This is a genomic window from Nannocystis punicea, from assembly GCF_026965555.1.
GTDB lineage: Bacteria > Myxococcota_A > Polyangia > Nannocystales > Nannocystaceae > Nannocystis > Nannocystis punicea.
The window spans coordinates 3,824,287-3,836,469 of the sequence record NZ_CP114040.1 but is presented as its reverse complement, the minus strand read 5'-3'; the positions used below and the strand labels follow the sequence as shown (position 1 = coordinate 3,836,469).

Here is a 12,183-nt window from a genome sequence, read left to right as displayed (position 1 = left end):
CTTCCGGGTCAGCACCGGGTTGATGCCGACGCGCTGCGATCGAGAGACCGAGAACCGCCGCGCGAGCGAATCGTCGTGCCCGTCGCGGATGATGTCACCCGGCCGGCGAGGCCGCCGGCGCCGAAGTCGCTGACATCAGGACGGCGGCGAAGCGGCCACCGACCCTCCACAACAGCCCACGGACGAGGGCTTCCGGCGCGCCGACGGCTCGCATTCACGCGCCTCGGCGATGACGCGCAAGACCCGCTCGATCTGCTCGATTCGCACGTCCCCGTGGTTCCTGCAGCGGCCGACCTCAATGCTCGCAGCGGCCGGCCGCGGCGTGCTGCCCGACGTCTCGCACGCACAGCGGCGTGCCCCGGGACAGCGATGCGGGCCCACAGCCTCGGACTTCCTGCGTGCGCACACCGCGACGCGACCCCGACGTCACGCAGGCGTCCCGTGCGACTGTCGTGCTCACCGCAGGCGAGCGCGCCCTCGCGGGCCCCTCGAGAGCGCGATCCACGGACCGGGCGCGTCGCATGATTCACCCGCGACGCGGCGGGGCCCTCGCCCAGGCCGGGCATCGCTGCGCGTAGTTCGTGAACATGTCCTCATGGACATGTCTTTAAAAACATATCCATGATGACATGTTCGAAGAGGAAGCCTCGCCGTCGCCGCCGCGGTCGTTCGCTTGCGGCGGGGGGCGCCCGGGCCATGGTTCGACGGCCATGCCCGAGATCCTGACCCGACACCCCAACACCGTCATCCAAGTCCTCGAGAGCGCTGGCGCGAAGTGCGGCGAGGGAGCGCCGCAGAAGATCTTGACGACCTGCCCCGCCGAGTCGTTCTGCGCCCTCCCCGGCGGCGAGACCTGCGTCTACGACGTCGCCGACGTCGGCGAGATGACCCAGATCTCGGCCGCCGACCTGGCCCCGTACGTGTGCTCGCAGGAGCGCGGCTGTTCTGCGGCCCGCGAGCCAGGCGACGGCCTGCTGGTCGTCGGGCTACTGGCCGGCCTCGCGCTCGGTCGCTGGTCGCGACGCGGGTCGGCACGTCCCGCGAACCCGCCGACGCCACGATGACTCTGCGGCGCACTGCGACACTCGGGGCTCACTTGGAGCTCGACGTCCAGCTTTTCACTCCCGGCGGGATGAGCGCTCCATTCCCGATACCACCGACGTTCACGTCGACGAACGGGTCGGTGACGGTGACGAGCGTATCGTATTGTCGCCGCCGATGAAGCGCCAAGGTTTCGAGGCGACAATATTGTCGGTGAGCTCGACTCGAACCGTCCTTGCGTCCTCTGTTTCCAGCTCGAACTGTCGCAGCGCAAACGAGCAAGGCACCGAGCCTCGACGTGCGGATCGCCGAGGTCGCCCGGGCGGCCGACCGACCCCGGAATCAGCGGAACCGGACCTCTCGCGCCGCGACCCGGCGATGAACGACGAGCCCGCGGACGAACGACGTGAGCGCCCGCAGCAGCAATGTTCCGCCGCTCATCGCCTGCTCCGCGCTCCCGGACGACGACGCCCGTGGTACGTTTTTCGACAATGACCATTCTGGAAGCGCTCCACAGCGGCTCCCTCGGCGTGCACTTCGACTACCCGGACCGGTATCACGTCCCGCAGAACGGCGAGCGGGACGCGACGCTCGTCGATCCCGAGGGCGGGTTCGGCATGCGGGTCGTGCTCCACGATCTGGCGCTCGACCTCGATCCCGCGCACGAGGACGCGTGGCGGCAGGACGTCGAACGGGACGCGCGCGCCCTGTTCGAGCGCTTCTTTGCCATGATGCCACGGGACGGCGCGCCCGCGCCGAAGGAGCCGCGGACCGCCGACGCGAGCTGGTCGCCGGTGATCGAGACCGGCCGCGTGCGCCTGGGCGCCGGCCACGGCGTCACCGTGCTCCACCGGCTCTGCTACGAGCCGGGCCACGAGACCGTGATGGGTCACCTGCTCGTCCCGCTCGACGGCCGCATGCTCGAGCTGATCGTCGTCGAGACGGCCCGTGGAACCGGCCTGCGCGAGTCGGTGCTGACGAACAAGGCGCTGGCCGCTCGCGGCGACGAGGACCTCCAGGCGATGATGCGCCGGCTCGATCAGCGCCACATCGACGACCCGGCGCACGACGCCGACTTCCCCGGGCACCCGGTCACCCGGGCGCGCGCGGCCCTGCGCGAGCTCCTCGACACGGGCGCCGTGGTCGTCATGTCCGAGCCGCCGGCGCGACCGCGCTCCCTCGAGATCGACGCGCTCGGCCTCGCGTTGACCCCACCCGCGCGCTACGCCCCGGTCGTCGGCGCCTCGGAGTACGGGCTGCAGCTCAGCCGCCTCTCGTTCTCGGGCACCGACGGCCTGCGCTTGCTGTCGCTGGTGCGCATGCGGGGCATGCGGGTCGCGACGACTGCGGAGCTGATGCAGCTCGGCGACGCGGCCGTCCGCCAGACCACGCCCCCCGGCGCGACCGCGGTGCAGCTCGAGACGATCCTGTACCCGGGCGACCGGGTGGAGACGCTGCTGCGCTACACCACCGATACTCCGCGCCACACCGTGTACCGCTGGCGGACGCTGGCGGACGGCACGGCGCTGATGATCGCCTGCGCCAGCGAGGACCACGTCCCCGTCGACGAGCTGCGCGCCGACATCGACGCTCTGGTGGGCTCGCTGCGCGAGCTCGAGACGGAAGCGCCGCCGCGAAAGCCGTGGTGGAAGTTCTGGTGATTGCCCCCGCATCGGCGCCGTGTTACGGGTGAAATGATGTGTATCATCGTGAGTCCCCGGCAGGTCGAGCTGCAACGGACCCGGCTGTTCGCGCGACACGTGGGCGGCAGGCAGCTCCTCGTCTACGCGATGCGCCTCCACGCGGAGGAGCGCTCGGCGATGATCTTGCCGATCCCGCTCGTGCCCGGCTCGCTGGAGGACGGGGTCGTCTTCCGCGACCTGTCCACGGTGCCCGCGCTGTTCGACGAGCTGATGCGCGGCTTCCCGGAGCCCCAGCCCCGGCCCGCCGTGCTCTTCACGCTGTCCGCCGAGCGCTTGCAGGTGCACCGCGTCGGCTCCTTCGAGGCCTCGTTCGTGCCGACGCGCGCCGACTTCGTCCGCCTCGATCCGCGCTTCCGCCTGTCCGACAGCCTGTGGCACAAGCTGCCCCAGTACGCCGACTGGGGCTTCGTCGTGTTTCAGTTCCAGCCGGGCGCGCAGGACGTCCACCCGATGGCGTTCGAGTTCCCGTCGCGCTACCCCGAATGGCTGTACTTCCCGACCGTGCACGTGCACGACGGGCGGCTGTACTCGACGGCGCAGTTCGACCATCGGCTGTACTTCCAGGGCCTGGCGCGCGTCACCTACCGCGACACGGTGTTCGGCGACGGCCTGCCGCCCGTGAGCGGGGGCGCGAACGGAGGCGGCTGCACGGGCGAGACCAGCGGCGTGTCGGCGAAGAGGTTCGTGTCGCCGGCCGCCATCGCGTCCGGGGCCGTCGCCGCCGATCGACCGGTGCACCGCCTGTCGATGTTCGGCCGCTTCCCCAACGAGGACACCTGGCTGCGCCCACCCGCGGATTGAAGGATCCGCTCGGCAATCGGCGAATGGCAGCAATCGCGCGACGCGCTCGCCGATCATTCTCTCGAGCGAACATTCGCGCGACTGGTCCCGCGACCATGAGCGCATTTTTTCTGCCCCGCCGGCGCCCGGCGCGGCGGCTTGAATGCACACGGCCGGCCTGCGACCATGCCGAGGTGCTGCCCACGACCGGCCAGAGATCGTCCATTGCGGTCGAGGTTCGTGCGCGGTCACCCTCTCACCACTTTCGCGGACGTCCGCGGCCGCTGCCCCCGCCCGGTGTCCACATTCGCGACCTCGCGGCCAGGCGGCGGGTTCTGCCGGTGGCCGGCAGAAACCGCCGCCAGGGCTGCCGGCGGGCTCTGCCGGGGCCCGGCGCTCGCCGCCGCGCCGCCGGCCATGTCCTCGCCGACGCACGACTTTTCCCGACCGCCCCGGCCGAGCCCGGCGCTTGCGAGGGGGCCCGCGTCACCATGGAGAACTCGTCGATGGTCCCCGTCTCGTCCCGTCTGCGCTCGTGGCTTCCCGTGTTCGCGCTCGCCCTCGCCGGCCTCGCCGGCTGCGACGACCCCGTCGACTTCGCGGGAGAGGAGCTGGTGTCGCTGCGTCCGGGCGGCGGCGGCGGCTGCATCGGCTGCTCGCTCAACTCGCCGACCGTGAACGACGCCCTGATCACCGAGCTGAACCTCGACGGCGTCGCCAACGCCAGCGGCGTCACCTTCGTCGACATCTTCAACCCGGCCAACGGCAACCACTACAAGCCCGACATGAACCTGGGCCGCGACGAGCTGATCGCCCGCAACATGAACAACGGGCAGATCACGTACACCGGCCCGCAGCTGGTCGGCAAGGTCTTGAGCCTCATGACCCCGACCGGCCCGGTCCAGCTGCGGATCGTCGGCTTCGATTCTCAGGTCCCGTCGTGGTCCGCCGGCGGCGCCATGGTCAGCGTCTATCGCATGCAGTACAACGACCAGGACAACGTCACCCAGCCCGTCTGTCCCAACACCAGCGACGACAAGAAGGACATGGTGACGCTGATCTACGGCGAGACCTACGATCGCGTGACCAACGCGATCAACCCGGGGCAGGGCCGGTGGTTCACGATCGCCTGCGTCGCCGAGGGCGCCTACAAGATGAAGATGATGGACTACGCGCCGAGCGGCGCCCGCCACGCCGACCTCGACCAGCGCAAGGCGACCCTGCGCATGGTCACCGCCGATTACTGCGGCGACGGCACCCCCTACACCGTCGACGGCACCCCGGTCGCGTGGCGCAACGCCAGCGGCAGCGTCACCCCGGGCGTCGCCGAGAACTCGCTCGAGGCCAAGTGGGGCCCGACCGGCGCGCTCTGCCTCGACGATCCGCGCTACGCCGATCCTGCCAGCATTCATTGCTCGGTGCCCGCGTGCAGCGGCGACGGCTCGTTCGGCCCGGGCATCGAATGGCGGACCATGCTGCCCTGATCTGCGGAGGCGCGCGTGACCCTCGATCGCACCACCTCGTTGTCCGCCCGGACCCTCGCCCCCGGGCTCGACCTCGCCGAGACCGCGGTCAGCGGCGAACGAGCGATCGTCCCCGGCGCGCGCGAGGTCCTCAATCCGACCACCGATCCGACGGTGCGCGGGCGGATCGGCCGCTTCGTCCTGCTGCGAGAGCTGGGCGCCGGCGGCATGGGGGTCGTGCACGCCGCGTTCGACCCGGAGCTCGATCGACGGATCGCGGTCAAGCTGCTGCGCCGCGACCTCGGGCCCGACTACAAGGAGACCCGGTTCCTCCGCGAGGCCCAGGCGATGGCCCGCCTGTCGCACCCCAACGTGGTCCAGGTCCACGACGTCGGGGTGGTCGACGGCCAGTTCTTCATCGCCATGGAGTACGTCGAGGGCCGCACCGCCGGCGAGTGGGCCGCCGAGCGGCCGCGCAAGTGGCGGGAGCTCCTCGACGTGTACCTGCAAGCGGGCCGCGGCCTGGCGGCGGCCCACGCCGCCGGCGTGGTGCACCGCGACTTCAAGCCGGACAACGTCCTGATCGGCAGCGACGGCCGGGCGCGGGTGGCCGACTTCGGCCTCGCGCGCGGCGACGACGGCGACGGCGAGCGGCCCGGCCCGCGCACCGACGGCCTGGTCGGCGCGCGGCTCACCGCGCACGGGGCGGTGATGGGCACGCCGGCGTACATGTCCCCCGAGCAGCACCTCGGCAAGCCGGCCGGGCCCGCCAGCGATCAGTTCAGCTTCTGCGTGGCGCTGCACGAGGCGCTGTGCGGCCAGCGGCCGTTCGCCGGCGAGACGCTGCTCGGCCTCACCGACAACATCCTCGCCGGCCGCGTGAGCGAGCCGCCGCCGGGCCTGCGCGTGCCGGCGTGGCTGCTGGCGCGGCTGCGTCGCGGCCTGAAGACCGACCCCGCCGATCGCTACCCCGACATGGACGCGCTGCTGCGCGCGCTCGGCCGCGATCCGGCGGCGCAGCGGCGCAAGTGGTTCGGCGCCGCGGCGCTCGGCGGTCTGGCGATGACTCTCGGCTGGCTGCTCGGCCCGGCGGCGGCGGTCTCGGTGTGCGACGCCGGCGAGGCGCGGGTCGCCGAGGTGTGGAGCGCCGCGCAGCGCGAGGCGGTCGCCGCCGCGCTGCCGGCCGACGTCGCGCCGAAGGTGGTCGCCGCGCTCGACGACTACGGCGCGCGCTGGGCCGCGGTGCACCGCGACGTGTGCCTCGGGCACCAGCGCGGCGAGCGGTCGAGCCGGCTCCTCGACGCCGGCATGCGCTGCCTCGCCGAGCGCCGGGCCGCGCTCGCCGGCGCCGCCGAGGTCCTCGCCACCGGCGCGCCGGGGGTCGCCCGCGAGGCCACCGCGGTGGTCGCCAAGCTGCCGCCGCCGGCGCTGTGCGGCGATCCGGTGGCGATGGCGGCCGAGGTCGCGCCGCCCGGAGATCCGGCCATCGCGGCCGCGGTCGACGAGCAGCGAGCCCGCCTCGCGCGCGCGCGCGTGCTGGCCGACGCGGGCGAGCTCGGGCCGGCCGCCGGCGAGCTCGCGGCCGTGCGCGCCGAGGCCGAGCGCCTCGCCTACGCCCCGCTGGTCGCCGAGGCCGCCCTCGCCGCCGGTCGCACCGCGCTGCTGGCCTACGACCTCACCACCGCGCGCGCCACCCTCGACGACGCCTACGTGATCGGCCTCGCCGCGCGGGTCGACGCGGTCGCGGCCGAGGCCCTGGCGCGGCGCATGTGGGTCGACGGCGTCGGCCTCGGCCAGCCCGACGTCGCGCTCGCGCAGCGACGTGTCGCCGAGGCCATGGTCGAAAGGACAGGTCATCGCCCCGACCTCGCGGCCCTGCTGGCCAACAACCTCGGGGCGGTGCACGGCGCCCGCGGCGAGCCGGCGCTGGCGCTCGCCAGCTACCGGGCCGCGGTCGCGGCCGGCGACGCGGCGGACTACGCCGACCCGGTCGAGCGCTGGAGCTACCACGCCAACCTCGCGCTCGTGACCGCCGACCCGGGCGCCCGCGCCGAGGGCTTCGCCACCGCGCTGGCCGGGCTCGGCGGCCTGCTCGGCGAGCGCCACCCGTACGTGCGCCAGCTGCGGCGCATGGCCGCCGACCACACGCTCGACCCGGCCGCGGCGCAAGCGGTGTTCGCCGAGCTGTGCCCGCAGTTCGTCGGCCCCGGCGAGCCGTACGAGGTGTGCGCGGTGTGCTGGCTGGCCCTCGGCCACGCCGAGGACGACCTCGAGCGCCCCGAGGCCGCCGCGACCGCGATGGAGCAGGCGGCGACCTGCTTGGCGGGCCCGCGCACCGGCGAGGACGAGGCGCCGACGACCGCGCTGGCGAACCTCGCCGGCGGTTACGCGGCCCTGCTCCGCGGCCGCCCCGAGGCCGCCCTCGACCCCCTGCAGGCCGCGATCGCCGGCGCCTCGCCGCTGCGCGAGCGCCCGTGGATCGCCGTGCGGATCGCCGACACGCAGGTCGGCCTGGGTCGCGCCCTCCTGGCCCTCGACCGCCCGGCCGAGGCGATCGCCGCGCTCGAGCCCGCGATCGCCACCCTGTCCGCCCGCGCCGCCGACGACTTCGCCAGCGCGCCCCACCTCCTGCTCGCGCGCGCCCGCACGACCCTCGCCGACGCCCTGGAGCGCACGCCCGACGCCTCCGCCGGCCGCGTCGAGGAACTGCGCGCCGCGGCCCGTGAGCTGTACCGCCGCGCCGGAGCCGGCGGCGCGGCCCGCCTCGCCGCGCTCGCGGGGGCGCGGCCCTGAGGGCAGCGAGCCATGTCCTTCGCGATGACGACAGCCGGAGCGGCGACGCCCCCAGGATCGAGCGAGCGGTACGACCTGTCCTTCAGGCCGAGTAATATGTCCTTCGAGACATGCCCGACGTCCGGGACGGGGAGCTCGGCGGCGCATGAACGAAAGGACATGCCCTTCGAGACATCCGAGACCGTCCGCGACCCGGCACCGCTCCCAGCGCCGTGGGAGCGTCCGCTCCTGTCCTTCGAGCCAGTCCCGGAGTCCGCCGCGAGGAGCGCGGCGCAAGAACGACAGGACATGTCCATCGAGACATCCGTTCCGGCGGCCGCGAGCGACCCAGCGCCGGGCGATCGGCCCGGCCTGTCCTTCAAGTCAGGCCCGGTGCCCACCGCGAGGAGCGCGCAAGAACGACCGGACAAGGGCCTCGAGACCTCCGTATCGACGACCGCGAGCGATACGACACCGCCCCCAGCGGCGAGCGAGCGGCCCGGCCTGTCCTTCGAGACCGCCCATGCGACCGTGGCGAGGAGCTCGGCGCCGGCGCAGGGCCGAACCGATCCGACGACCGCGAGCGACGCGGCGCCCTCCGGAAGCGACCTGCAGGCCATGCCCTCGGAGACAGGCCGTTGGGCGGCCGCGATCGACTCGGCGCTCCTCCTCACCCACAGTCTGCGCTCCGAGGCCGCGGCACCTCCCTCGCCGCTCGCCACACATGAATCTCAGGGCATGTCCTCGGAGACAGAGATAGCGGTCGAGATGGACTCGACGCTCCTCCTCGCCCGCAGCACGCGTTCCGCCGCCGCAGAGCCGGCGACGCACGAATCTCAGGGCCCGTCCTCGGGAACAGAGCGAACCGTCGAGACGGACTCGACGCTCCTCCTCACCCGCAGCACGCGTTCCGCGGCCGCAGAGCCGGCGACGCATGAATCTCGGGGCCTGTCCTCGGGGACAGAGCGAGCGCCCGAGACGGACTCGGCGCTCCTCCTGGCCCACGGCCCGCACTCCGAGGCCGCGAAACAACCGCCGCCCGCGGAACGTGGATCTCAGGACATGTCCTTGGAGACATGCATCGCGCTCGAGGCGAGCTCGGCGCTCCTCCTCGCTCAGAACCCGCGCTCCGAAACCGCGAAACAGCTGCCGCCCGCGGAACATGAATCTCAGGGAATGTCCTCGGAGACATATCTCGCCCTCGCGACGGACCCGGCCCAGCGCTCGTCGCCGCGCGGCCCGCAGGTCCCCGGCGACATGTCCTCCGAGACAGCCCCGAGGACGCCCCCGCCGCGCCGCGCCCCCGCGGCCCCGCTGCAGTTCGTCCCGGCGGCCGCGTCGGTGCGGGCCGCCGCCCCGGCGGGCGACCTGACCGATCCGGCAGCCTCTTCCTCCGCCCGTCCCCTCGCCGATCTCGCCGCCCGCAGCCGCGCCGGGTGGAGCGGCGCCACGCGAACCGCGTCCGCCGGGCCGCAATCGGTCGCCCTCGCCGCCGCGCGCGCAATTGAACATCCTGCCGCAGCAGCCGCCGCGCCGCCCGGGGACGGCGGATCCGCTACCCTCCGGCCGCGGATGCCCGATCTCGGCAAGGCAGGCGGGTGGGGTCTCCTCGCTGTCGCCGTGGCGCTCGCGGGCTTGCTCGCGCTGTCGTCGGTGTCCTCGTTCGTCAACGCCTACCGGATCGGCGAGGCAGTGGTCCGCGGCGAGAGCGAGGTGCTGCACCGCCTGGTCGAGCGCGACTTCCCGCGCGGGCGCTGGACCACCGCCGCCGACCTCGAGGCGATCCTCGCCGACGACCGCGACGAGGGCCTGCGCTACCTGGCGATCCTCGGGCCCGACGACGGCGTGGTGGTCGAGGCGGGCGTGAGCGCCGAGCGCCCGCTGCGTCCCGGCGATCACCGCGGCGTGCTGGCGTGGATCGAGGACAACCTCGCCGGCGACGGCACAGTCGCCCGCTTCGAGCGGATGATCGGCCCCCCGCCGCGGCACGGCGACGGGCCCCCGGGTGTCGACCCCAGGGCACCGCGTCCCGGGATGGACGGCAAGGCCCCGCCGCCGGGGTTCGACGCCAAGGCACCCCCGCCCGGCGCGGCTGGCCGCCCTCCACCTCCCGGGATGGAAGGCAAGGCCCCGCCGCCCGACGCCGCAGGTCGCCCCCCGCCGCCGCGGATCGTGATCGAGTTCGAGCCGCGGCTGGCGACCGCGTTCTTCCGCCAGGCCCTGCGCGACCTCGTGGTCGGCCTCGCAGTCGCGGTCGCGCTGGTCGTCACCGCCTGGCTGTCGCACCGGCAGCGGCAGCGGGCCCGGGCCGCCGAGGCCGGCCACGCCGAGCGGCGTCACCTCGCCGCGCTCGGCGAGATGTCGGCGGTCCTGGCCCACGAGATCCGCAACCCGCTCGCCAGCCTCAAGGGCCACGCGCAGCTGCTCGAGGAGCAGCTCGCCGACAACGAGCGCCGGCGCGCCAAGGCCAGCCGGATCGTCGAGGAGGCGGTGCGCCTCGAGGCGCTGACCACCAGCCTCCTCGACTTCGTGCGCGCCGGCAAGCTCAAGGCCGCGACCGGCGATCCGCGGGCGATCGCGCGGCGGGCCGTCGAGCTCACCGATCCGGCGCGGGTCGTGCTCGACGACGCCGGCGCGCCCGAGGGCTGGTACCTCGACGCGCAGCGGGTCGAGCAGGCGCTGGTCAACCTCGTGCGCAACGCCCTGCAGGCCAGCCCGCCGGGCGCCACCGTCGAGCTGGCGATCCGCCGCGAGGACGGCGGCCTCGCCTTCCGCGTCGCCGACCGCGGCCCCGGCGTGCCGGCCGAGCTGCGCGCGCGGATCTTCGATCCGTTCGTCACCGGCCGCACCCAGGGCACCGGCCTGGGGCTCGCCGTGGTCTCGCGGGTGTGCGAGCGCCACGGCGGCAAGGCCAGCGTCGAGGAGCGCCCCGGCGGCGGCTCCGTGTTCCGCGTGTGGCTGCCGCCGGCCGAAAGAGAGGGTGACTGAATGGCGCACGTGCTGGTCGTCGACGACGAGCCGGGGATCCGCGAGTTCGTGGCCGAGGCGCTGGCCGACGACGACCACGAGGTCGCGCAGGCGGCCTCCGGCGAGGCCGCGTGGGCGCTGCTCGAGCGTGAGGGCTTCGACGTCGTGCTGTCGGACCTGCGCATGCCCGGCATGGACGGCATGGCGCTGCTCCGGCGCGTGCGCGAGCGCCAGCCGGACGTCGAGGTCATCATCCTCACCGCCCACGGCGACGTCGACACCGCGGTCGAGGCCATGCGCCTCGGCGCCTTCGACTACCTGCAGAAGCCGCTCGGCTCGCTCGCCGAGCTGCGGCTGTTGATCCGCCGCGCGGCCGAGCGCCGGGCCCTGCGCAACTTCCAGGAGGCCCACCAGAGCAGCAGCGACGCCGCGCCCGAGCTGACCTTCGGCGCGCCGGCGATGCAGCCGGTGGTCGCGGCGCTGCGCAAGGTCGCGGTCACGGACGCCACCGTCCTCTTGATCGGCGAGAGCGGCACCGGCAAGGAGATCGCCGCGCGCGCGGTCCACGGGTGGAGCCGGCGCAAGAACGGCCCGTTCATGGCCGTCAACTGCGCCGCCCTGGCCGAGCAGCTGCTGGAGAGCGAGCTGTTCGGCCACGAGAAGGGCGCCTTCACCGGCGCGCACGCGCGTCGCCGCGGCCGCATCGAGGTCGCCCAGGGCGGCACCTTCTTCCTCGACGAGGTCGGCGAGCTGGCGCTGCCGCTGCAGGCCAAGCTGCTGCGCCTGCTGCAGGAGCGGACCTTCGAGCGGATCGGCGGCGGGCCGACCCTGCGCGCCGACGTGCGGTGGGTCGCCGCCACCAACCGCGACCTGCCGGCGATGATCGCCGACGGCCGCTTCCGCGAGGACCTGTTCCACCGCCTCGCGGTGTTCCCGGTGGTCCTGCCGCCGCTCCGCGACCGCCGCGAGGACATCGAGCCGCTCGCCGAGCGCCTGCTCGCCCAGGCCTGCGCCAACCTCGGGCGCAAGCCGCTCAAGCTCGACCCCTCGGCGCGGGCCCTGCTCCGCCGCGCCCGCTGGTCGGGCAACGTCCGCGAGCTCGCCAACACGCTCGAGCGCGCCGCGATCCTGGCCGACGGCGACTCCCTGCACGAGAGCGAGCTGGCGATCCCCGGCCTCGGCTTCGCGCCCGCGCCCGCGCCCGTGCCGGCCCTGCCCGTCGTCGCCGAGCCCGCTTACGACGGCCCGCCGCGTCCGCTGCAGGACCTCGAGCGCGACGCGATCGAGGCCGCGCTGCGCCACTTCGAGGGCAACCGGATCCGCACCGCCGAGGCGCTCGGGATCGGCGTGCGCACCCTCTACGACAAGATCAAGCGCTACGGCCTCGGCGAGTGACATGTCTTAGGGGACATGCCCGAAACTTTCGGACATGTCCCCGAGGACATTAGACCATCACC

At 73.8% G+C, this 12,183-nt stretch carries 7 protein-coding genes; all 7 read left to right on the top strand.

Annotated features, from left to right (window positions below):
• Window positions 1-710: 710 nt before the first annotated feature.
• Window positions 711-1,064: a hypothetical protein gene (locus O0S08_RS14735; protein ID WP_269039770.1), complete on the top strand. Its 354-nt coding sequence runs from the start codon at window positions 711-713 to the stop codon at window positions 1,062-1,064.
• 468 nt (window positions 1,065-1,532) lie between these two features.
• Window positions 1,533-2,702, top strand: a complete 1,170-nt coding sequence (locus O0S08_RS14730) for a hypothetical protein (protein WP_269039768.1) — start codon at window positions 1,533-1,535, stop codon at window positions 2,700-2,702.
• Window positions 2,703-2,750: 48 nt separating this feature from the next.
• A complete protein-coding gene (locus O0S08_RS14725; RefSeq protein WP_269039767.1) occupies window positions 2,751-3,545 on the top strand; it encodes a hypothetical protein in 795 nt (264 codons plus the stop codon).
• A 524-nt stretch (window positions 3,546-4,069) separates the two neighbouring features.
• Window positions 4,070-5,008 (top strand): ADYC domain-containing protein, encoded by a 939-nt coding sequence (locus O0S08_RS14720; protein ID WP_269039766.1) that lies wholly within the window; start codon window positions 4,070-4,072, stop codon window positions 5,006-5,008.
• Between the two features lie 15 nt (window positions 5,009-5,023).
• A complete protein-coding gene (locus O0S08_RS14715; RefSeq protein WP_269039765.1) occupies window positions 5,024-7,780 on the top strand; it encodes a serine/threonine-protein kinase in 2,757 nt (918 codons plus the stop codon).
• Window positions 7,781-8,935: 1,155 nt separating this feature from the next.
• Window positions 8,936-10,747 carry a sensor histidine kinase gene (locus O0S08_RS14710; protein ID WP_269039764.1) on the top strand — a complete coding sequence of 604 codons (1,812 nt, stop codon included), beginning with the start codon at window positions 8,936-8,938 and terminating at the stop codon, window positions 10,745-10,747.
• Window positions 10,748-12,121 (top strand): sigma-54-dependent transcriptional regulator, encoded by a 1,374-nt coding sequence (locus O0S08_RS14705; RefSeq protein WP_269039763.1) that lies wholly within the window; start codon window positions 10,748-10,750, stop codon window positions 12,119-12,121. It abuts the gene before it with no gap.
• Window positions 12,122-12,183 lie beyond the last annotated feature (62 nt).